This window comes from Enterococcus sp. C74 (assembly GCF_040887125.1).
GTDB classification, from domain to species: Bacteria; Bacillota; Bacilli; order Lactobacillales; family Enterococcaceae; genus Enterococcus_B; species Enterococcus_B hirae.
This window is the reverse complement of record NZ_JBFOFA010000002.1, coordinates 196,888-218,791: the sequence shown is the minus strand read 5'-3', so window position 1 is coordinate 218,791 and position 21,904 is coordinate 196,888. Positions and strand designations below refer to the sequence as shown.

Below are 21,904 nucleotides of genomic sequence, written 5' to 3'. Positions count from 1 at the left end.
ACATTAAAAAAATTCGGTCCAGTTAGTAAAGTTTATTCGTGGTAAGCTGTTTAGAATAAAAATATCATTGTTATTGTGAAGTTTTACTCAAAATCCTCTTGACTTAGAGTTGACTCCAAGTAGTACAATATCTTTTGTGGTAACAATTAGTAAGACCGAAATGAGTTATTCTTTTCGGACATGTTATTGCAAAAGGAGAGAGAATAGTGAGTATAAAGACAAACATCTTAGACCAAATCAATGGTCCAACAGAGGTAAAAAAACTAACGATAGACGAAATGTCTGAATTAGCTACAGAAATGAGAGAAAAGATTTTACAAAAAAATAGTGCGATCGGAGGACATGTCGGCCCAAATTTGGGTGTCGTGGAATTAACAATTGCTTTCCACCATGTGTTTGACTCGCCCAAGGATAAAATTGTTTGGGACGTTTCCCATCAATCTTATGGACATAAGTTATTAACTGGTCGTAAAAATGGATTTGAGGAGGGAAGCTACCACGAAATTAGTGGCTATTCCAATCAACATGAAAGTGAACATGATTATTTTACTGTGGGGCATACTTCAACTTCTATCAGTTTAGCGGTTGGTCTTGCAAAAGCCCGTGATTTGAAACAGGAGAAAGGAAATATCATTGCTTTTATCGGGGATGGTTCCTTAAGTGGAGGCTTAGCTTTTGAAGGTTTGAATAATGGTGGAACAATCAATTCTAATTTGATCGTTTTAGTGAATGACAATGAAATGTCCATTGATGAGAATCAGGGAAGTTTATATCGTCATTTAGCAGAGCTTCGTGAAAGCAATGGGACAAGTAATGATAATTTATTTAAAGCGATGGGGTATGATTATCGCTACATTGCGGATGGTAATGATTTAGAAACAGTAATTGAGGTTTTCAGAGAAATTAAAGACATTGACCATCCAATCGTTTTACATATTCACACCGAAAAAGGTCATGGCTATGAGCCAGCCGTCGAAAACAAAATGAAATATCATTGGCATGTACCGTTTGATTTAGAAACAGGCGAAGCGAAAAATGCTCCTACTAGTGAAAGTTTTAATCAAATAATGATGAACTATCTTGATGAAAAAACGAAAACAAGTGCAACGCCTATCGTGGCTGTGAATGCTGCGATTCCAGGAATGTTTGGCTTAAAGGAATTTCAAAAAAAACATCCAGAACACTACTTTGATGTGGGGATTGCAGAACAACATTCGATCACATTTGCTTCTGCTTTAGCATCTCAAGGGATTCGACCTGTGGTATTCCATTCAAGTGTGTTTTTACAACGAGCATATGATCAATTATCTCATGATTTAGCGATCAACGAAAATCCAGTAGTCATTCTAATTGGAGGAGCAAGCATCTCAGGAAGTGATCGTACTCACCAAGGGACTTTTGATATTCCTTATCTTTCAAGTATTCCTAATATTAAATATCTAGCGCCAGCTACGAAGGAAGACTTACTATCGATGTTGGATTGGAGTTTATCACAAACCGATTCACCGGTTGCTATTAGAATCCCTGCTCATGGTGTGACATCTGGTGAAGCGATCGCAGAAGACTACGCTATTCCAAGATACCAACGTCTGGTTGCTGGAGATAAAGTTGCGATCTTAGCACTAGGTGGCTTCCTTGAATTAGGTAAACAAGCTTTAGAAGAATTTGCGAATCAGGGGATTTCAGGCACATTGATTAACCCTGGAACGATCACCGAACTTGATCATGAAACTTTAGAAGAATTAAAAGAAAATCACCAATTGATTATCACTTTAGAAGATGGTAGTCTTTCGGGCGGATTTGGTGAAAAAATCAGTCGTTATTATGGAGATTCAGCAATCCAAGTTCTAAACTTTGGTTCTCAAAAAGAGTTTACTGATAGTGTACCTGTTCAAACATTGTATGAACGTTATCATTTGACACCAAAACAAATCGTAGCAGATAGTCTTAGCAGTTTAAATCAATAGAAAAAAATAGAGTAAATTCGTGATATCAAACGAATTTACTCTGTTTTTTAAGAAATCTGGATTAAATATACTATATTTATATTATGTAAACACAGTTAGGGATAAACCAAACGAGTAATGAAATAAATATTGCTTTTATCGATAAAAATCCCATAAAATAGAAAAGTAAAGAAATAATCTATTTTTAAGGAGGTATTTTTTTGATTGATTTGCAAGAAATATTTACACAAAACCAGATTGCGTTTGAACTTTATCGCCATCGCCCAATTTTTACCAATGAGGATGCGTTAGTTGTAAAAGAGGAACAAGGGTTTAGTGGTACTGAGACGAAGAGCTTGTATCTAAAAGATAAACAAAACAATCGCTATATTTTTTTAACCTTCACGACTAAAAGAAGCGACTTTAAAAAATTAAGCAAACTGATTGGTAAAAGAGTGTCAGTTGTTACGGCTGAAGAAATGGAAGCGGAAACGGGACAAAAGCCAGGTGCTGTTTCACCATTTGGTTATGAATCATCTGTTCCTGTCATTATTGATGAAGAAATATTCGCTCAGGAAAAATTAGTATTTGCACCTGGTAGACCTGATCAAACCATGGTAGTCAAAGTGGCTGATTTAGATAAGATCATTCAAATATTAGAAATAAAAACGTATGTATTACCAGCAGGGGAGTGACCTGTAACCATAATGAAACAGGCTCATCTTAAGTGAAATCTTTTGTTTAACGAAGGTTTCGTGATAGAAAAACTGCGTATGAGTAAAGTCGCAGATGTGACATTCCATATCAAAAAGCTTAGCTGATCAGAAAGTAAATCGAACATGGTTCAGACAAAAACGATGAGACGATCGTGAAAGTAAAACAAAAAAGCAAATGTCTAAGCTATAAACAAAAGTGTCATTTTGTTATAAAACATCGATCATCAGCTTTTTTATTTGGAAATTATTTTTTAGCCTGTAATCAAGTTAATTGAGATAATAGTTGATCATATCCTAATTCTCTGGCATAATCTTCGGCAGTTTTCCCTTGATTATCACGCAATTCTTTATTTGCACCATGAGCCAATAATTCTCGGACGATGTCTTGGTAGATCTTTGAGCCATCTCGCAAAGCCACAGCTTCAATCAAGGCAGTATAGCCATAATGATTTTGATGGTCAATATCAACACGACCATCAGTTAGCAAAAGTTTGACGTTGGCTAAATGTCCTTTTTCGGCAGCTGGTATCAATGCATTACCACCAAAACGGTTAACGATCGACTGATCAGGTTCACTATTTTCAAGCATATAAGCAAGAATCTCAGTTTTTCCTTGTGCGCCAGCATATAAGTAAGGGCTATCTTGAATATGATCTTGTAAGTTGATGTTCGCACCGTGATCAATGAGGATTTTTGCAATATCGATCATATTATGGTGGACAGCAATCAATAATGGGGATTCTCCTTTTTCATTTTGTTCATCAATCATCGCAGTTGATTGGTCTAACAACGTTTGAACTAGATTTAAATCCTCGGCACTAACAGCTTGTAACAAGCGACCTGGAGCAATTGACATTGGTGTTTCCTCCTTTGATGGATGGTTGGGATTAGTTGGTAAAGGCGCAGAAGTTGTAGAATCCAAAACAATCGAATTCGTGCTAGTATTAGTACCATTTGATTGAGAGGAATGATCGGCACATCCTGCAAATACCAATAACGTAGGGAATAACCATAGGATTGAATAAGGTTTCATGAAAACGCCTCCTCAATATTATTTTAGTTGAAATAGCCATAAACAGCAAAATAAATACTTGCTAAACAATGCACAGCTCTTTATATAGAGGCAAAAACGTAATAAGTAACGCTTCCAAGACGGATTCTTGACAAAAAAAGAACAATGATAGATAGTAAAAAATAGTGTCTGACTAAATCTAGACAGGAGAACAGCTTTTGATTCTGTCAAATGAAAGTAGGGGAGTAGATGTTTACACGTTTGTCATCTCAATTAACAGAAAGAAAAAATTATAAATTACTGATTGGTTCAATTATTCCCAGACCAGTAGCTGTTGTTTCAACATTAACTGAGAAAGGGAACTTAAACATTGCGCCATTCAGCTATTTTAATATCGTTAGTTCAAATCCACCCATCGTTTCGTTAGCTGTCCAAAGAAAAAATGAGCAGATGAAAGATACTGCTAAAAATATCTTAATAAGGAAAGAAGCAATTATCCAAGTTTTAGATGAGCAAAATGTGGTGGAGGTCAATAAAACAGCAGCAACTCTTCCGCAAGAAGAAAGTGAACTAACCTTGACTAACTTGACTACGAAAATAAATAGGAATGGTTCAATTCCACCAATCAATGAGTCAAAAATTGTTTTTGAAACGGATTTATATGACCATCTCGAAATTAAAAATGAGCAAGAAGTTACTGCCGATCTTTTTTTATTAAAAATCCATACGTATCAATTAAATGAAGAGGTATATGATCCAGTATCTGGGAAGATCAATCCCAAGAAACTACAACCAGTTAGTCGATTAGCAGGGAATGATTATGCAACCTTAGGGAAAATCTTTACCATCCCTAGGCCAAAGTGAACCACATGACGATAAATATGTTATTTTTAGAGGATGTATAATCCTAAAAATATTATTATAATATTGGCGTAAGTTCATTTCTTTCATGAATGGAGTAAGAAATAAAATTTAGCTAAAACATTGTTTAGTTATAAAAAACAATAAAGTTTTTTTAGGTAAACCGAATGATTTAAAGTTTTATTTGAAATATACAAGTAAAAAGGCAGATATGAGGATTTCTGGTGCATGGATAAACTGGTATGTAAATGTTAAGATAACTTGATAATTTATTCCGAAAAGTGAAAACGAGAAAATTAAAACAGAAAAATCAATTAAGTTAGCAAAGGATTTTCATATTAAACGACTTCCTAAAAAGGGGAAATATATTAAAGATTGATTAATTTTGTTTTTTTATCAAATAAATGATTGCTAAAATAGTTAAAGAAGCTTACTATTAACTCTGTAAAAAATAAAAATAGTAATAACCTTGTTAGGTGAGGCTCCTATACAAACATATGCTATTGCTCAGAAACGTCGAAAGACGCCAATGAGTCAAACAGGAATTGTCGGATTAAGGCTTTTTCAAATAGCTAAGAGTGTTTCTTTACGTTGTATAGTGCTAAAACTCGGACGATGAGATGATGCTAGGTCAGAATTCTTGTTCGAAAAGGTTTCTGACCTTTTCTTATATTCTATAACTGATTCTATATTTAACTGCTCGTGTTCGCCTAACTTGTGTAAGAGGAGGGGGATATGCGATGTGGAAAAACAGAAAGATCGACTGGTTGATTTTAGGCCCTTATTTGGCTTTGTCAATTGTCGGTCTTTTAGAGATATATAGTGCTAGTTCCTATCGTTTATTGGTAGCAGGAAGTGATCCTAAAAGCTTATTTATTCGGCAATTTTTGTTTATTATTCTTAGTTGGGGCGTAATTGTATTGACCTATTCCATCAGATTACAAGTTCTACTGAAACCAAGAATAATAAAAGCTGGATTGATTGTATCGGGCTTATTATTAGCGATGATGAAACTCGGGATTTTTGCTGTAACAGTTAATGGTGCCCAGCGGTGGGTTTCAATCGCTGGAATCCAGTTTCAACCGTCAGAAATCGCAACCATTTTTTTGATTTTATATTTAAGTCGTTTTTTTAGAAATGACCGCAGTGTTCCTGAGAAACTTCATATACCAGTGTTGATTGTGGGCGGAATTGCCGTGCTTGTTTTGTTTCAACCTAAAATTGCGGGAGCACTGATGATTTTAGCTATTGCTGGAGCTATCTTTTGGGCTGCAGCTATTCCCATTAAAAAAGGGCTGATAATTATCGGAGCAGCGATTGCTAGCTTGATCTTAGTAGCTGGCTTAGTTTTACTACTTGAAAAGCATCATTTGTTACCTTCATTTTTTGAACACGCTTATGACCGAATCGCAATGGTTCATAATCCTTTTTTAGATGAACATGGTGCAGGATACCAGATGAGTAACTCTTACTATGCACTATACAACGGTGGCCTATTTGGTCGAGGAATGGGGAATAGTATTACTAAAAAAGGTTATCTCCCTGAATCCGAAACAGATTTTATTTTCTCAGTCATTGCTGAGGAGTTTGGGTTGATAGGCGCATTACTTGTTTTGTTTTTGCTTTTCTTATTATGTATGCGAATCTTCCAAAAGAGTACGAAACAAAAGAACCAACAGGCAACTTTGATCTTAATTGGTGTAGGGACATGGATACTCGTTCAGACAAGTATCAATATTGGAAGCATCCTTGGTTTAATTCCAATGACAGGTGTACCATTGCCATTTGTCAGCTACGGAGGAACAAGCTATTTAATCTTGTCTTTTGCTATTGGATTAGCTTTGAATATCTCGTCTCGACAAGTGAAAGAGAAAAATAAGCAGGTTGAGAGGTTACAACTCAAGAAACCTGAACTGTTAAACAAGAACAATTAAGAATCTCTCAATTGGACTATCATAATAAAAAAATGGCTATATTTCAAGTAAGAGGTTCGGTTAGAAAGAGGAATCGAAAATGAAAACATTTCAAAAAGTGATTTTAGGTCTATTGACGGCAGTCGTCATTGTCATCGGCTATTTTTCTTTTGAGTTTGTTCATGGTTATTCTTCAACGAGTCGAGCAGACGATGTACCAAAAGTAGAAGCCAAAAGTGTTCCTAAGATTATCAATGTGGCATTGATTGGCTCTGATGCCCGGTCGAAAGAAGAAAATGGACGTTCAGATTCTTTGATGATTGCTCAGTATAATCAAAAAACTAAAAAAGCAAAATTGGTTTCGATTATGCGTGATTCTTATGTAGATATACCTGGGCATGGTCAAGATAAAATCAACGCAGCTTATTCATATGGCGGGATTGATCTTTTGAACCAAACATTGAAAGAAAATTTCAAATTTGAAACACCTTATTATGCAAGTATCACCTTCCAAGATTTCATTGATTGTGTCAATGAGCTATTCCCTAACGGTGTAGATATCAATGCTGAGAAAGATTTAGACTTGGATGGTGTATACATCAAAAAAGGTGAACAAACGATGGATGGGAATACCTTATTGCAATATGCGCGTTTTAGAGAAGATGCTGAAGGAGATTTTGGACGGATCAGAAGACAACAACAAGTGATCAAAGCAATTTCTAAGCAATTAAAAGATGTGACTTCCATCCTTAAATTACCAAAAGCAATCGGTCAACTCTTGGGAAGTATTAAAACGAATTTACCTGAAAGTGTATTAATTGATTGTGGTATTGATTTCTTAAAAGATGACAAACCAATTGATACGTTATCTGTACCAGTTGAAGGTAGTTGGAATTTTAATGATTACACACCTTCTGGTAGTGTACTAGAACTTGATTTAGAAAAAAATCAATTAGCAATCAATCAGTTTTTAGACCAATAGATTTACATTTTATTTAAAGTGTAAGAAGTTAGAAACAAGCGATTGTCGTTGTGTTCTAGCTTCTTTTCTTATGGTAAAATGGATAGAAGTTAAGATAAGAAAATGTGAGCGGAGGGACAAAATGAAACGAAGTGACAATCATCGTAGGAACAAGACTGGTGTTTATCTAACAAGCGCCCTTGTTTTAGTTCTTGCGGCTGGTGGCGGGTATTTTTACTATCAAAAAACGCAAGAAGAGCAAGTGGTTTCAGCAGGAGAAAAAACGATCCAACAGTTTGCGGAACGTTTGAGTACTGGCGATTACAAAAAGGCGATGTCATACACACAAATTGATTCACAGACTAAGAAGACAATTTCTGAAAAAGAAGCTCTTGAAAAATACCAAAACATTTACGGAGCTGTGGCCATAAAAGGCTTGGAAATCTCTAATTTAAAAGTGACGAAAAAAGATAGTGAAACCTATTCTTTTTCTTATAAAGCTAAAATGAATACAAGCTTAGGCGAATTAAAAGACCTATCATATAAAGGAACTTTGACAAATAAAAATGATCAGATCAAAATCAACTGGCAGCCTAACTTGATTTTTCCTCAAATGGAAGATACGGACAAAGTAAGTCTGACTAGTGAGGAAGCTAAAAGAGGCGATATCCTTGATCGAAATGGAAAGAAATTAGCAACGACGGGCAAATTGAAACAGTTAGGGATCGTTCCTAGAAAGCTAGGAGAAAAAGAAGAAAAAACAGCAAACATCAAAGCAATTGCTGCAGCTTTTGATCTTTCAGAAGATGAAATCAATCAAGCTATCTCTCAAAGCTGGGTACAACCGGACTATTTTGTTCCTCTAAAAATCATTGATGGACAAACCCCCGAATTACCAGGCGGAGCAGCGATCCAAGAAGTTGATGGTCGCACCTATCCGTTAGGCGAAGCAGCAGCGCAATTGATTGGTTATGTTGGTGATATCTCAGCAGAAGATATCAAAAAGAATGCTGAATTAAGTAGTAATGGTAAAATTGGTCGTTCTGGTCTGGAAATGACTTATGACAAAGAACTACGTGGCACCAATGGGGGGAAATTGAGTATTACGGATGCTGATGGGACAGAAAAAGAAGTATTGATCGATCAAGAAGTTAAAAATGGTCAGGATATCAAATTAACTCTTGATGCCGATGCTCAAAAAATCGCATTTGATAGTTTAGGTGGAAAAGCGGGTTCAACAGTAGCGACTTCGCCAAAAACGGGTGAGTTGTTAGTATTAGCGAGCTCTCCAAGTTATGATCCAAACAAAATGACAAATGGAATCTCTCAAGAAGATTATCAAGCCTATACGGAAAATAAAGATCAACCATTTATTAGTCGTTTTGCTACCGGTTACGCTCCCGGATCTACATTTAAAATGATTACTGCCGCAATCGGATTAGATAATCAAACGCTGAATCCAGACGAAGTATTGACGATCAATGGATTGAAATGGCAAAAAGACCAATCATGGGGATCGTATCAAGTTACTCGTGTCAGCGATGTGCCTCAAGTCAATCTGAGAAACGCAATGATTTATTCAGATAATATCTATATGGCTCAAGAAACCTTGAAAATGGGTGAGAAGAAATTCCGCGAAGGCTTAAATAAATTCATTTTTGGGGAAGACTTAGATTTGCCGATCAGCATGAATCCCGCACAAATCTCAAATAAGGATAGTTTTAAGTCAGAAATCTTATTAGCAGATACTGGTTATGGACAGGGAGAACTATTGATCAATCCGATCCAACAAGCAACGATGTATTCTGTTTTTGCTAATAATGGAAATCTCGTTTATCCAAAATTAGAGATGGATAAAGAAACGAAAGTTAAACAAAATGTCATTGCTTCAACAGCTGTACAGACGATTCTGCCAGATTTGAAAGATGTTGTTCAAGATACGAATGGTACCGCTCATTCTTTAGCTGCTTTAGGCATACCAATAGCAGCAAAAACTGGTACAGCGGAAATCAAAGAAAAACAAGATGAAAAAGGACAAGAAAATAGCTTCCTATTTGCTGTGAATCCTGATACAAATGGTTATCTCATGATCAGCATGTTAGAAGATAAAGCAGAAGGTGATTCTGCAACGAAACGTGCACCTGAGTTGCTCCAATACTTGAATCAAAACTATCAATAGACGAATGAATAAAACTAATCAATGACTGTAGTCACTACTTACATTTGGGCTAGGAAACCTAAATTATTTAGAATACTACAGTCACTCGATTAGTTTTTTTATATAGGGATGCTTTAGAATGATCTTTTTACTTTTGGTTTAACGATAAAAGTAGCTAAACCTAATAAAATGAATCCAATAATGAATGGCATCGTATGATGGAAAGTAGCATATAGTTGACCACCAATCATCGGACCGATCACTCTAGCTAATGCTTGGATGCTTTGTGAAGCCCCTTGGATTTTCCCTTGGTCCTCTTTGCTAGCATACGTTGAAATCAAACCATTGTAGGAAGGACTAAAAATCGCATCACCTAGCCCGAAAAAGACCATGCCGATGATAAAGCAGGAGATCGATCTATAAAAAACGGAAAGGATGATGACAGAATAACCAATCATTTCACTGGTAATACCCATAGTGATGATCTGGTTTTCTCGCCAAAATTTTAATAAAATTGGCATAATCAACAGTTGAGCAATAATGTCCATAATGCCAATTAACGAGAAAGTAAAACCGATGATGATTGGCGATAAATGGAAAGTATCAATTGAAAATTGAGCAAAAATCGCTTGGAACGAACCGTTGGGTAGCCAAATCAAAAAACCTGTGATCAATAACCATTTGACTGATCGAAAAGTGAAAACCAATTGGAGTTGCTTGAAGGGATTGATTTGCTGAAGAGAAAGATTTCTTGTACGTTCACGTTTAGTCAAACTTTCAGGCATGAAAAAATAACCGTAAACCGCATTACTCAAAGACAAAAAGGAGGCAACGTATAAGGGAGTTGCTGGTCCGTACTGTGCCAAGAACCCACCAATCAAAGGACCTGCTGCAGTTCCAATCCCAACAGTCGCGCTAATCCATCCAAAATATTTTGTTCGACTTTCAATGGGTGTCAAATCAGCAAAATAGGCAAGAATAGCTGAGATTTCGCCGCCGGTTAACCCCTCAATTATTCTACCAAGAAAAAGTATCCATAAAGCTCCACCAAAGCCAAATAAATAGTACCCAATCGCAGAGCCAAACAAACTACTGATCAAAATAATTTTCCGACCAAACCGATCACTGAGTGCGCCTAACATAGGGGCGGCTAAAAACATGGAAAAAGCATAGATCGCACTGAGTAGTGTCACCGTGGTTGCTTGTTGCTGTGTGTTTTTTGTGTATTGCTCTACCATAAATGGGATAACCGGATTAACGATTGTTAACCCTAATCCAATCAAAAAGACCGAAGTGAAACCAAAAACGAGTGCATGTTTGTTGATTGTTGTATTCATATCAAAACTCCTTAGCTATAAAATGTTTCCTAGGAAACATTTTATATGGTATACGTTTATTGTTTCCTTGTCAACAATAAACAGAGAGATACTACGATAGAAGAATGAAATCTAACGAAGCAGAGAGCAAAAAATCAACCGTGATCTTAAGATCACGGTTGATTACACATGCACTTTATTTTTCTAGTTTTGTTCTTTTTAAATTTTCTCTAAAGCGACCGATAAAACGAAAAACAGTATCAAACTCTTCCTTAGTCATTTGTTGAAAAACGACCTCATTTTCTTTAAGAAATTCTTCATGGAGCTTTTGATGCATTTTGTTAATACGCTGACCTTCAGCTGTCAGGCGAAAGTAACGCTCTTTTTTATTTTCAGGTTTCTGATAGCTTTCAAGTAAGCCGTTAGTGATCATTTTTTTAGTTAGCTTACTAATCGCTCCACGAGTCATGTAACTAGCATTTGCTAATTTGGTTACATTTGGATTTGGAATTGATGCTACTTTTTCGATTAAGTCGATCTCATTTAAAGAATAGCCTTCGAGTACTTGTTCTAATTTTGGTTTATTACGCCAAGTGATCTCGTTAGTCAGATCGACCATCTCACTAATCAATTTAAGTCTTGAGTCCATTTTTCACCGTCCTTTTTCTCTAGTATAACGAATGGACATTATCATCACAACATTCATTGATAGATAGTAAGTTAATTGGCGTATACTTTTTTAGTGAAATATTTAAGAATCAGAGGTGAGATCAGAGTACTTAACAAAACAACGATCACTAAAGGAGAGTAGTAGTGATTTTCAATCAAGTTGCTTTGTTGTCCGATCTGTAAAATAATCAGTGCCATTTCACCACGAGAAATCATACCAGCTCCTACCATGAGTGCACTGTTGGAAGAAAAACCAGAGAATTTTGCTCCAATATATCCGCCAATAAGTTTAGTCAGAATCGCTACGAGTGTCAAAATCAAAATAAATAGTATCTGTTCACTAAAGTTAGAAAAATCTACTTCTAAACCAACACTCACAAAAAAGACGGGGATGAATACTGCATATCCTAAAGCTTCAACATTATTGTAAACTTCATGTTTTACTTTTGTTTGACTCACTGCAATCCCAGCAAAAAATGCCCCAATTACTGAACTTAACCCAATCAGGTCTGCTAAATAAGACATTCCTAGGCAAATGACTAATGACATAATGATAATGGCTGAATTCGCATAGATTTTTTCTGCTAGCGACATTAAAAATGGAGCAATCCATTTCACTAATAAAAAGATAAATAAGAAATAGAATAGTTGTTCCAACAAGAGTAAAGGAAGGGGTAGGTTGCTCGTAGACTTACCTGTTAAAAAAGATAAACTGAAGCTTAGCACTAGAACAACCAGAATATCATCAACAACAGAGGCACCTAGAATCGTTGATCCTTCCTTCGTATTCACAACATTCAATTCTTTTAATACTTCGACAGAGATACTAACAGAAGTCGCAGCTAAAATAATTCCAAAAAAGATTGCTTCATTGTTCGCTACCTGAAACACCTCACCGGTAAGCCAACCGAAAAAGACAGGGAAGAGGATTCCTAAAAGTGCTACAAACATTCCTGGTTTAAAATATTTTTTCAATAAGGATAAATCACTTTCCAAACCTGCTAAGAACATCAGCAAAATGACACCAATTTCAGAAAAATCATGAACTAAAATATTAGGATGAACCCAGCCAAGTCCTGCTTGTCCTAGTAATACACCAACTAACAATTGTCCAATAACAGCCGGAATTCCAAATCTTCTCGAAATATGCGAACCAATTGTAGTTGCAACAAGGATTAAACATAAAATACCAATAAACTCCATAAGATAGTCAAACCTTTCTTTATTCAATAGTCTCAAATATATAATAACATTAATTATTTTATTTGTGGTGAAAAGAGATTATCTAGAAAACTGCAAAAAGAGACTCGAAAATGAAAAATTTTTAAGAGCAAATAAAAAGAGGCAGCATTCAGAAAGTTTTACTCTTAGAAATGAAAAGCTTTTAGAAAATTAGCTTTTTCTATCTTCTAGTTAAGCAAACTAATACACATGCAACCTCTTTTTTCCTTAAGAATATCTCTTGTTCACTTTGAAATAGGTAATGATTTCTGAGATACCCATGAAAATTAATAGCCCACCAAATAATTGGAAGAGTATCATGACGCTTTTGAATGGATTGAATAATAAAATCAAACCACCAATCAATAAGAGAATACTATAAGCACTCCAACCTTTCGAACGGGTGTTAAGTCCGACGAATAATTGAAAGAGACTTTTTAGGATAATAACTAAACCTAAGATAACTGGTAAGAGCGAGACGATTGCTGCTGCAAAGACCCACACGATTAGTGCGAGAATAAAAAATGCAATCCCGCTAATTAAACCAAATCCCCATGCACCCGTTTGTTTTCGGTTTTTATTTGCTTCTAAAAGATTCAAAATCCCCAATAAAACAAAATACGCTGTAATGAGGTAGCCAATAAAATGGAATACAGCTGTCGGATTGATCACAATTGCAAGTCCGGCAATGATGTAAATGGCTGACCTTAGCAATGCGTAACGCTGAAAATTAGTACGTATCATTTCAAACATAACATAACCTCCTTTTATTCTATTGTAACGGTAAACGGTTATTCTACCAAACAAAAAACTGTTTTTTTATTTAGCTTCTTAATATTTTATCCATTTTCTTGCCTTTTGCAAGTTCATCAATTAGCTTATCTAAATAACGTATTTCCTGCATCAGTGGGTCTTTGATCGTTTCCACTCGCACACCACAAATCACCCCAGTTATCAACTGTCTGTTTGGATTCAGTTTGGGTGCTTGTTCAAAGAATACTTGGAACGTTACTTCATTTTTCAGTTGTTTTTGTAATTCTTCTTCGGTATAACCAGTCAACCAGCGGATGATTTCATCCACTTCTGACCGAGAGTGTCCTTTTTTCTCAGCTTTTTTTACATAGAGAGGGTAGACACTTGAGAAACTCATGGTGAAAATTCGTTGATTCATGATAGCACCTCCTACGATAAGTTTTCTTTTATTATATTCGTTTGTTCAATAAATGTGTACTTATCGCAATTGTAAAAAAAGAATAAATAAAAGGCTAAGGCAAGTTGATGAATAAACTTGTCTTAACCATTTGAGATTTGTAGCAAAGTTATTCTTTTCTCATCAAATAGTCAAATGCACCAAGGGCTGCTGTAGCACCCGAACCCATAGCAATAATGATCTGTTTATAAGCACTATCTGTGCAATCACCAGCAGCGTAAAGTCCTGCTTCACTGGTAGCACCATGGGCATCAGTGATGATTTCTCCTCGATCATTTAACTCAAGTGTTCCAACTAACCAATCCGTATTAGGAACCAAACCAATCAGAATAAACACACCTGAAACAGCTATTGTGTGTTCTTCCTGGGTGGAACGGTCGATATAACTCAACGAATCAACCTTTGTCTGACCACTGATGTCTTTCGTCTGGGCATTTAGAATGACAGTGACATTTGTTAAAGTAGCTAGTTTATCTTGTAATACTTGGTCTGCTTTAAGTGTCGGAAGAAACTCTAAAATATATACATGTTTCGCCAACCCAGCTAAATCAATGGCAGCTTCAATCCCTGAATTTCCGCCACCAATCACTGCGATTTCTTTTCCGGCAAAGAGGGGACCATCGCAATGAGGACAATAGGCAATTCCTTTGTTTTTAAATTCTTTTTCACCAGGAACATTGATTGAACGCCAATGAGCTCCTGTTGCAACAATCGTTGTTTTTGATTTCAGCTGATTGCCGCTTTTTAAATTGATTTCAAAGAGATCTGCTCCTTTGTTTAGTGACACAACTTGTTGATTTGTCATAACATCAACAGGATAAGACCGTAAATGTTCTTCGACTTGTTTCATCAATCGTGGACCTTCTGTGTAAGGTGTACCGATTAGATTTTCGATGCCTAACGTTTCTACGACTTGTCCGCCAAGTGTATTAGTTACGAGTCCAGTGCGGAGTCCTTTTCTAGCTGCGTAAATCGCTGCGCTGCTTGCTGCTGGACCACCACCGATAACTAGAACGTCAAATAATTCTTTTGTATTGATTTCCTTTTGTTCCATTAGATTCGGGCCAGCTATTTTTCCTAAAATTTGTTCAATCGTCATTCGTCCACTAGCAAATTCTTTTTCGTTTAAAAAGACGGTTGGCACGGCCATGATTTGTTTTTCAGTGATTTCATGCTGATACATCCCACCTTCGATCATCGTATGGGTGATCAACGGATTTAAAACCGCTAAAATGTTTAACGCTTGAACAACATCAGGGCAGTTGTGACAAGTTAAACTGACATAGCTCTCAAAATGTAGAGGTTGATTAATTTCTAAAATGGATTGAATCAAAGTATCAGCTATTTTAGGTGGTCGTCCACTTACTTGTAATAAAGCAAGGAGGAAAGATGCAAACTCGTGGCCTAAAGGAATACCTGCGAAAGTGATCCCGCTAGTCTTTTGTAAAGAATTGATTTCAAAGCTAGGGGTACGTGGCAACGTCTTTTGTTCAACCGTAATTTTATCAGTCATATCTGCCACTTCGTTCACAAACTCGAATAGTTGTTGGGAATTGGCTGTGTCATCTGTACTAACCGAAAAAACAACTGGTGCTTCCATTAAATCAAGATATTGAGCTAAATTTTGTTTCGTTTCCTTATCTAACATCGGCTCATCCTCTAAATCTTTCCAACAAGATCGAAACTAGGTTTTAGTGTTTCACCACTTTCTTTCCATTTCGCTGGACAAACTTCACCAGGATGCGTACGTACGTATTGTGCGGCTTTGATTTTGTCAATCAAGGCACTTGCGTCACGTCCAATACCATCAGCATTGATTTCCATTGCTTGTACGATACCATCTGGATCTATGATAAAAGTTCCTCTTTGTGCAAGTCCACTTTCTTCATTCAATACATCAAATAGACGAGAAATGTGGTGAGAAGGGTCGCCAATCATGGCATATTCTATTTTTCCGATAGCTTCAGATGAGTCATGCCATGCTTTATGTGTAAAGTGGGTATCCGTTGAACAAGAAAAGACTTGGACGCCTAGTGATTTTAATTCATCGTATTGTTCCTGTAAATCCTCTAATTCTGTCGGACATACGAAAGTGAAATCTGCTGGATAAAAGCAAATAATACTCCAATTACCAGTAAGATTAGCATCGCTGATATCGATAAATTCTCCTTTTTTATAAGCTTGTGCGGTAAATTCTCCAACTTTTTTTCCAATCAATGACATATGAAAACCTCCAATTTATTTCACTTTATTTATAATTAATATAATTTAATAACGGTTGCAAAGTCAAAGGTTTTTTGGTTATTTTAAGAATGTCTCGTAAAAATAGGAGGTTATTTATAGGTGCAATAGAAAAAGCCGTACATGGGAATAGTGGCTGCTTCCTTTGTTTAGTAGGATTCGTCGACTATTTTTTCATGAACGGCTGCATTGGATTATTTATTAGAAAATGGTGTGCAAGATGTATAATCATTTTCTTGTTTTAATTCAAAGATATATCCAGCAATTTGAGTAATTACTTTTTTCCATTCTTGCGGTGTTACATAATTGTCCAATAAATAGATTTTTTTGATGTGTGACGGCAGATGCTCTAAGGGACAGTCACTGACGATGATATCACATTCTTCCATATAATTTTTTTGGATGATGATCGACTCGGAAGAAAAGATCTGCTCGATTTTGACCATCAAATCTTTACTCACATAAAAATCCTTGGTGTAATTGATACCTATAACGATCGAATGTTGAGGTTTAAAGCGATCATACAAATGAAGTAAGTCTTCAACGATCCATTGCATATTTTCTTTGATCAATAGATCTGGCAGCTCTTTACTGATTTTTTGTCTAAAAGTGACGTAGAATTGTTTGATCTCATTTTGTAAGTTTTCAAAATTTTCTTTTCCTTCATATAAAGTATAGGTAGGTAAAGGAGTATTGGGTTGATCAGGATTCAAAAAAGTACTGAAAAGTTTATTTCGAGCAAAGTTCAAGGCATAAAGTTTTTGTTGGTTGACTGGTACTTTTAAATGAAAGTGTCGGCTAAAAGACTCCACTAGCTTTTTAGAGTAAACGATGTAAGGAACATTAGCTTCTAGTAACATTTGGTAATGTTGAAAGCTAAGCTCGTCACTTTCTAGTTTTGAGATCGCTAATCTTGCTAACAGGTTGATTAAAACCCGCTGTTCATGACAAATAGATAAATGATCGTTAAGCAAATCAAATTCTGGAGTAACCAAGTATTCAATATAGTCATATTCTTTAAACTCTCTTTGGACATTCTTCAACGATGTAACTGGAAAGTTCTCTACACAGATTTTTAATAGTAAAAATAATTTCTCTTTCATCCCTCCACTTAGGGCATCAAGTAATTCTTGTTTAAAATAAGTTGTTAGTTCATACGTAATAGATTGTGGGGTTTCCATGCCATAGGGGACAGAAGTATTTGAAAAAATATTCCAATAAACATCTAAAAAACAATACTGGATCTGTACTTCCGTTCCTGCTACGATTTTTTTTCCTTTAGCTGTAAATTTAAATGCAATCCCATACAATTTAAGGAACTGATTGACAGCTTTCATTTTGGAATAAAGATAAGAGGAGCTGTAATTTGTTGTTTGACTAATGCTAACAATTGAATGACCAGTTGGTTCTAACAGGGCTGTTAAAATTTTAAAATTTGTCGATTCTAAACAGTATTTACCAAATAATTCATAATAACATTTTGCACTATCTGTATTCTTTAAATCTAACTGGACAAATTTCTTTTGCCTGATCAAAGAAACATCTTCTAAATCAAGTGTCATAAAATCCTGTTCTAATTCTTGGAGATAAAGCAAAAAATTAGAATCAGACATCTCAAAATAATCAGCGAGGTAGTGAGTGGTAATGAAGAATGGGTGTTCTGCAAGAAAAAGAAAAATATTGAGCTTGGTAACACTTTTTTTATTTAAAAGATACTTTTTGATTGCTTCTTGTGTTTGCATGTTATTCCTCCATTTGATTTTCCATCCAGCATTTTACTAAAAAATTAGCTATTTTGAACAAAAAAACAGTAATAATATTTTAGCCGTTTGTATTATCTTATGTATTGCAAGCCAAAAGTGTTTGAAACGGGGGAGATGTAAAAATGAATCACTTAAAACTTATAATGGCTACTGTTGCTTTGACAGGCCTATCGGTAACTGCCGAAGCAACGCAACAAGTAAAGATTGAAGAGCACCACCCAATCGTTACTAAAACGAAAGAGCCTGGGTGGGCAAACGTGAATTTTATCACACTACAGGATGAATTTTCCACAACAAATTCAGGAATCATGAAATTTCCGGTGGGAAAAACGGTACCAGTCAAAGCCAGTGTCAGCTATTCAGGCGATAGGCAACCAATCTCACAATCCAATGTAGTATTTGAGAATGTTGATCCAGCATTGACGATTGGGTACGATCCAACTACGCTTCAGATTAATGGACATAAGGCTAGTTTTACCTTTACTGTAACATTAAATCAACATTTAACAAAGCCAGCATTATTTACGATCAAAGTAGCTGATGGCAGTCCGACAGATAATCAGCATCTTACGCCTTATAGTCAACGTCAGACAGTTGAAGAAATGCTTAATGTTGATGAGGATAATTTTACCGAATTACCAGAAATTGAACCAACTGATCCAACACCGGAAGAAAAGCCAGATCCAGTCGAACCGACTGATCCAACGCCAGAAGAAAAACCAGATCCAGTTGAACCGACTGATCCAACACCGGAGGAAAAACCAGATCCAGTTGAACCAACTGATCCAACACCGGAAGAAAAGCCAGATCCAGTCGAACCGACTGATCCAACGCCAGAAGAAAAGCCAGATCCAGTCGAACCGACTGATCCAACACCGGAGGAAAAACCAGATCCAGTCGAACCGACTGATCCAACACCGGAGGAAAAACCAGATCCAGTTGAACCGACTGATCCAACGCCAGAAGAAAAGCCAGATCCAGTCGAACCGACTGATCCAACACCGGAAGAAAAGCCAGATCCAGTTGAACCGACTGATCCAACTCCAGATGAAATGAAAAAACCTCAAGTGGAAATCGAGATACCTAAGAAAGAAGAATTTCCAACTGTGGGGGAATCTTTAATTGACGTTAATACGAAAAATCAAGTAATTTTGCCAGATATGATCAAAGAAAAATCGCATCAGATGTCTTTATCAGGTAGTTTAACGCCTAAAAATGAAAACAATTATGAAATAAACAATGATAATTTCTCAGATAATGAAAAATCTCTTGGTAATGGTATAAGTGGTCAATTACCAAAAACAGCAGATAAAGCAACACCAAGTTTTATGTATCTTGGGTTTACACTTATCATTTTCTCTATTTTCGGAGTGAGAAAGTTACGAAATAGTGAAAAACAAAGTTAAAGCAAACAAATAACATTATTATTAAAAGAAGAGAATGAGGAGCACATCCTCATTCTCTTCTTTATAAAATAGAAAATTACTAGAAAAATAAGTGATGAACCATAAGTATTAAATCACTTATTTTTTATTTGTTTAAATAATGTATTTGTTCTTGATCAACCACTGGATAAGTAATCAATTCAGTGCCTTCGAGATTTTCTTTATGCATTTCAACTGCGGTGATTTGGTGATTGTTGTAAGTAGTATAGTAATAGATCCCTTTGTCCATGTTACAACAAGACGAATAGATCGTATATTCAAACTTCCCATTTCCTACATCGCACAATCCTTTTTGTTGCTCCACGGATGTTAATATATGGAAAAATTGGTTCACGCTCTCCATCTCTGAATCTCCTGAGACTGATTGCCATTTTGTAAAGGCAGCTTTTACGAAACGAGAAGCAGATGATAAGTCGCCTGGTAAGCCTAATCCACCCATTCCACGACTATACACATCCAACTCTAGATTTTTCGCAAAATGATTGGAAGATACAGTAGGAGAAACATGACGGTAGTTATTTAAATTAAACAATTGATAATCAAAAGGTGGATTATTTGTTAACACACCGACTGGATTATTGTAAATTTTCAAACCATCAATGGTTGATTCGATCACGAGAGCTTCATTTTGGTCAGCAAGCATCCAGTGAAGAGGAGAAAGTGGAAGTTCTTCACTAAAATTGATATTTACTAAGTTGATCTCAGCAAGTAATTTTTTTGCCTCATCGATTGTTGCGCATTTTCCTAATAACCAAGGGATAAATTCGAATGGTGAGATATTGGTTTTACCAGAGTCTTCTTCAAAGTAATGAGCATTTTCAGGGAAATTCAAACCTGCCATGCTAAGTCCTTTTTCATTTGTTGCTTCAAAATATAACGGATAATTATCAACAACTGCAGCCATACCAATTAACGCATAGTGAGAGGGTAGAGGATCCGTTCGACGAAATTTAAAAGGATAGTTTCTAGGCGTAATTGTCACTACTTGTCCATAAGAAAGCTCTAAATCTAAGTTTCGTCCAAAATAATGATCTTTAGTTGCATAAACAATGGATGTACACATGATACATCTCCTCCTTTTATTAATATAAATTAATGATAATACCAATTTTAGTTTTTTACCAGAAAAACTGATTTTTGATTAAAAAAACTCCTATTATAAAAAAAGATCTTTTCTAAGATGGATTTACTTTGTAAGGATTAACAAGACAAGTGTGCGGTGTTCTAGAAAATTTTAGCGGAAAATAAGCCGAAGAATGCCCTAACTAGAAGGGATTCTTCGACTTATTTCTCAGAGCTAGAGACGTCACAAAATTTTTATGATAATTAAACTGAAGTAAATCTTACAGGTTCTGATTCAAAGAAAGTCACTCTTTGAGGGGATGGTTGGGAATTTCTTTCACTTTTAATATATCTAATAAGAATGTAAAAATTGGAATACCAACAATCAAACCCCATACTCCTAAAAAGCGTTCGCTGATCAATAATACAATAAAGGTATAGAAAATCGGTAATTCTGTTTTACTAGACATCAATTTTGGATTCAAAACATAAGATTCAAGTAAATGGACGATTAAAATCGTTAATAAGATGTAAACCACATCTTTTATGCCACCTTGAGAATACGCAATAAAGGATAAGGGCACACAAGAGATAATGACACCAGCAACTGGGATCAAACTTAAAATAAAGATCATAATTGCTAAACTAAGCAACTGATGGAAACCAAAAGCAGCCAAAGCAATAGTTGTGAGGATCGTGTTTAATAAAGCAATAATGAACTGTGCCTCTAATACTAATCCAAAGGTATTGACAAATTTATCAGCAAAGTAATAAATGTCTTGGAAGAACCAAGAAAATTCGCCTTTTAAGAATAAGCGGGAAAATAGGATTGTTTTTTTCTTTTCGATCATAAAAAAGAAACTTAAGATAAAAGACATAGTAAAGGCGACAGCCATCTTACCAAAGTCTTGCAAATAGCCTAAAGCAATTGATGCACCATTTTGTAATTGTTCAAAGAAATCATTTCTTTCAATGTAATTATGGATATAAAGTAAAACCGGATCAGCGTCTTTGGGTTGATGTTCATAGAAATTGATGACTGATTTGACCATGTCAAATGTTTGGTGTACCAAGACGGGGATATAAATTGTAAATGCTAAATAGATTAGGTAAACCACAAGAGCATAAACAATAATGGTTAATACCCCGGTTGGAACCTTAATGAATCGTTGGATAATTTGCACTAAGTGAATCATTAAATACGTAAAAATAAAAGTTAGTAAAATTGTTGTAATCATGCTTCTTACAAGAAAAAGGACTACAATAATGATTAATAGAACAGTCATACGACGAATTTTTTCATTCGCCAAAAAGCGTTGGTAAACAGACAAATCAACAACCTCCAAGTAATTTAAGTCATAGCGTACATATTTGATTATAAAGCGGAAATAGGGAATTAGGAAGAAAAAA

Annotated in this window: 18 protein-coding genes and 1 riboswitch; of the genes, 7 read left to right on the top strand and 11 right to left on the bottom strand. The window is 35.6% G+C overall.

Going from position 1 to position 21,904, the window contains the following annotated elements; translation table 11 throughout:
* Positions 1 to 206 precede the first annotated feature (206 nt).
* Complete coding sequence (locus tag AB3H93_RS03815; RefSeq protein WP_368020170.1) at positions 207 to 1,967, top strand: 1-deoxy-D-xylulose-5-phosphate synthase; 1,761 nt, start codon at positions 207 to 209, stop codon at positions 1,965 to 1,967.
* A gap of 200 nt (positions 1,968 to 2,167) precedes the next feature.
* Positions 2,168 to 2,641, top strand: a complete 474-nt coding sequence (locus AB3H93_RS03810) for a YbaK/EbsC family protein (protein ID WP_368020169.1) — start codon at positions 2,168 to 2,170, stop codon at positions 2,639 to 2,641.
* 283 nt (positions 2,642 to 2,924) lie between these two features.
* On the opposite strand, the gene AB3H93_RS03805 is transcribed toward AB3H93_RS03810, so the two are convergent.
* Positions 2,925 to 3,695 carry an ankyrin repeat domain-containing protein gene (locus AB3H93_RS03805; RefSeq protein WP_368020168.1) on the bottom strand — a complete coding sequence of 257 codons (771 nt, stop codon included), beginning with the start codon at positions 3,693 to 3,695 and terminating at the stop codon, positions 2,925 to 2,927.
* 228 nt (positions 3,696 to 3,923) lie between these two features.
* Here AB3H93_RS03805 and AB3H93_RS03800 point away from each other — a divergent pair, with 228 nt between their 5' ends.
* The 4 genes from AB3H93_RS03800 (at position 3,924) to AB3H93_RS03785 (ending at position 9,588) form a co-directional block, all read left to right on the top strand.
* Positions 3,924 to 4,538 carry a flavin reductase family protein gene (locus tag AB3H93_RS03800; RefSeq protein ID WP_368020167.1) on the top strand — a complete coding sequence of 205 codons (615 nt, stop codon included), beginning with the start codon at positions 3,924 to 3,926 and terminating at the stop codon, positions 4,536 to 4,538.
* A 458-nt stretch (positions 4,539 to 4,996) separates the two neighbouring features.
* Positions 4,997 to 5,162: riboswitch (M-box (ykoK) riboswitch) on the top strand.
* 113 nt (positions 5,163 to 5,275) lie between these two features.
* On the top strand, positions 5,276 to 6,469 hold the full coding sequence (locus AB3H93_RS03795) for an FtsW/RodA/SpoVE family cell cycle protein (protein WP_034698076.1): 1,194 nt from the start codon (positions 5,276 to 5,278) through the stop codon (positions 6,467 to 6,469).
* Positions 6,470 to 6,548: 79 nt separating this feature from the next.
* Complete coding sequence (locus AB3H93_RS03790) at positions 6,549 to 7,430, top strand: LCP family protein (protein ID WP_010737634.1); 882 nt, start codon at positions 6,549 to 6,551, stop codon at positions 7,428 to 7,430.
* A gap of 121 nt (positions 7,431 to 7,551) precedes the next feature.
* Entirely contained in the window at positions 7,552 to 9,588 is a 2,037-nt protein-coding gene (locus tag AB3H93_RS03785) for a penicillin-binding transpeptidase domain-containing protein (RefSeq protein WP_368020166.1), read from the top strand.
* A gap of 113 nt (positions 9,589 to 9,701) precedes the next feature.
* On the opposite strand, the gene AB3H93_RS03780 is transcribed toward AB3H93_RS03785, so the two are convergent.
* From AB3H93_RS03780 to AB3H93_RS03745, 8 genes are all read right to left on the bottom strand, one after another.
* The gene (locus AB3H93_RS03780; RefSeq protein ID WP_368020165.1) at positions 9,702 to 10,904 is read right to left on the bottom strand and encodes an MFS transporter; all 1,203 of its coding nucleotides are present in this window, start codon (positions 10,902 to 10,904) and stop codon (positions 9,702 to 9,704) included.
* 175 nt (positions 10,905 to 11,079) lie between these two features.
* Positions 11,080 to 11,532, bottom strand: coding sequence for a MarR family transcriptional regulator (locus AB3H93_RS03775; protein ID WP_063627145.1), 453 nt, complete (start codon positions 11,530 to 11,532; stop codon positions 11,080 to 11,082).
* A 71-nt stretch (positions 11,533 to 11,603) separates the two neighbouring features.
* The gene (locus tag AB3H93_RS03770) at positions 11,604 to 12,755 is read right to left on the bottom strand and encodes a cation:proton antiporter (protein WP_096709088.1); all 1,152 of its coding nucleotides are present in this window, start codon (positions 12,753 to 12,755) and stop codon (positions 11,604 to 11,606) included.
* Positions 12,756 to 13,001: 246 nt separating this feature from the next.
* Positions 13,002 to 13,526: a DUF308 domain-containing protein gene (locus tag AB3H93_RS03765; RefSeq protein ID WP_053766849.1), complete on the bottom strand. Its 525-nt coding sequence runs from the start codon at positions 13,524 to 13,526 to the stop codon at positions 13,002 to 13,004.
* Between the two features lie 70 nt (positions 13,527 to 13,596).
* Positions 13,597 to 13,944 carry a DUF2200 domain-containing protein gene (locus tag AB3H93_RS03760; RefSeq protein ID WP_010737628.1) on the bottom strand — a complete coding sequence of 116 codons (348 nt, stop codon included), beginning with the start codon at positions 13,942 to 13,944 and terminating at the stop codon, positions 13,597 to 13,599.
* Positions 13,945 to 14,092: 148 nt separating this feature from the next.
* Complete coding sequence (gene ahpF, locus AB3H93_RS03755) at positions 14,093 to 15,631, bottom strand: alkyl hydroperoxide reductase subunit F (protein ID WP_010719110.1); 1,539 nt, start codon at positions 15,629 to 15,631, stop codon at positions 14,093 to 14,095.
* A gap of 11 nt (positions 15,632 to 15,642) precedes the next feature.
* On the bottom strand, positions 15,643 to 16,206 hold the full coding sequence (ahpC, locus tag AB3H93_RS03750; RefSeq protein WP_368020164.1) for an alkyl hydroperoxide reductase subunit C: 564 nt from the start codon (positions 16,204 to 16,206) through the stop codon (positions 15,643 to 15,645).
* Between the two features lie 212 nt (positions 16,207 to 16,418).
* Positions 16,419 to 17,966, bottom strand: coding sequence for a helix-turn-helix domain-containing protein (locus AB3H93_RS03745; RefSeq protein ID WP_034698053.1), 1,548 nt, complete (start codon positions 17,964 to 17,966; stop codon positions 16,419 to 16,421).
* Between the two features lie 143 nt (positions 17,967 to 18,109).
* On the opposite strand from AB3H93_RS03745, the gene AB3H93_RS03740 reads away from it, so the two are divergent.
* Complete coding sequence (locus tag AB3H93_RS03740; protein ID WP_368020163.1) at positions 18,110 to 19,393, top strand: LPXTG cell wall anchor domain-containing protein; 1,284 nt, start codon at positions 18,110 to 18,112, stop codon at positions 19,391 to 19,393.
* Positions 19,394 to 19,517: 124 nt separating this feature from the next.
* Here AB3H93_RS03740 and bsh read toward each other — a convergent pair whose 3' ends face one another.
* Together bsh and AB3H93_RS03730 are read right to left on the bottom strand one after the other, a co-directional pair.
* A complete protein-coding gene (gene bsh, locus AB3H93_RS03735; RefSeq protein ID WP_034866541.1) occupies positions 19,518 to 20,495 on the bottom strand; it encodes a choloylglycine hydrolase in 978 nt (325 codons plus the stop codon).
* Between the two features lie 304 nt (positions 20,496 to 20,799).
* On the bottom strand, positions 20,800 to 21,825 hold the full coding sequence (locus tag AB3H93_RS03730; protein ID WP_010737621.1) for an AI-2E family transporter: 1,026 nt from the start codon (positions 21,823 to 21,825) through the stop codon (positions 20,800 to 20,802).
* Positions 21,826 to 21,904: the final 79 nt, after the last annotated feature.

Coding starts and splice junctions, on each gene's coding strand:
- AB3H93_RS03805 (WP_368020168.1), bottom strand. CDS start 3,695: ATGAAACCTTATTCAATCCTATGGTTATTCCCTACGTTATTGGTATTT.
- AB3H93_RS03800 (WP_368020167.1), top strand. CDS start 3,924: ATGTTTACACGTTTGTCATCTCAATTAACAGAAAGAAAAAATTATAAA.
- AB3H93_RS03795 (WP_034698076.1), top strand. CDS start 5,276: ATGTGGAAAAACAGAAAGATCGACTGGTTGATTTTAGGCCCTTATTTG.
- AB3H93_RS03790 (WP_010737634.1), top strand. CDS start 6,549: ATGAAAACATTTCAAAAAGTGATTTTAGGTCTATTGACGGCAGTCGTC.
- AB3H93_RS03785 (WP_368020166.1), top strand. CDS start 7,552: ATGAAACGAAGTGACAATCATCGTAGGAACAAGACTGGTGTTTATCTA.
- AB3H93_RS03780 (WP_368020165.1), bottom strand. CDS start 10,904: ATGAATACAACAATCAACAAACATGCACTCGTTTTTGGTTTCACTTCG.
- AB3H93_RS03775 (WP_063627145.1), bottom strand. CDS start 11,532: ATGGACTCAAGACTTAAATTGATTAGTGAGATGGTCGATCTGACTAAC.
- AB3H93_RS03770 (WP_096709088.1), bottom strand. CDS start 12,755: ATGGAGTTTATTGGTATTTTATGTTTAATCCTTGTTGCAACTACAATT.
- AB3H93_RS03765 (WP_053766849.1), bottom strand. CDS start 13,526: ATGTTTGAAATGATACGTACTAATTTTCAGCGTTACGCATTGCTAAGG.
- AB3H93_RS03760 (WP_010737628.1), bottom strand. CDS start 13,944: ATGAATCAACGAATTTTCACCATGAGTTTCTCAAGTGTCTACCCTCTC.
- ahpF (WP_010719110.1), bottom strand. CDS start 15,631: ATGTTAGATAAGGAAACGAAACAAAATTTAGCTCAATATCTTGATTTA.
- ahpC (WP_368020164.1), bottom strand. CDS start 16,206: ATGTCATTGATTGGAAAAAAAGTTGGAGAATTTACCGCACAAGCTTAT.
- AB3H93_RS03745 (WP_034698053.1), bottom strand. CDS start 17,966: ATGCAAACACAAGAAGCAATCAAAAAGTATCTTTTAAATAAAAAAAGT.
- AB3H93_RS03740 (WP_368020163.1), top strand. CDS start 18,110: ATGAATCACTTAAAACTTATAATGGCTACTGTTGCTTTGACAGGCCTA.
- bsh (WP_034866541.1), bottom strand. CDS start 20,495: ATGTGTACATCCATTGTTTATGCAACTAAAGATCATTATTTTGGACGA.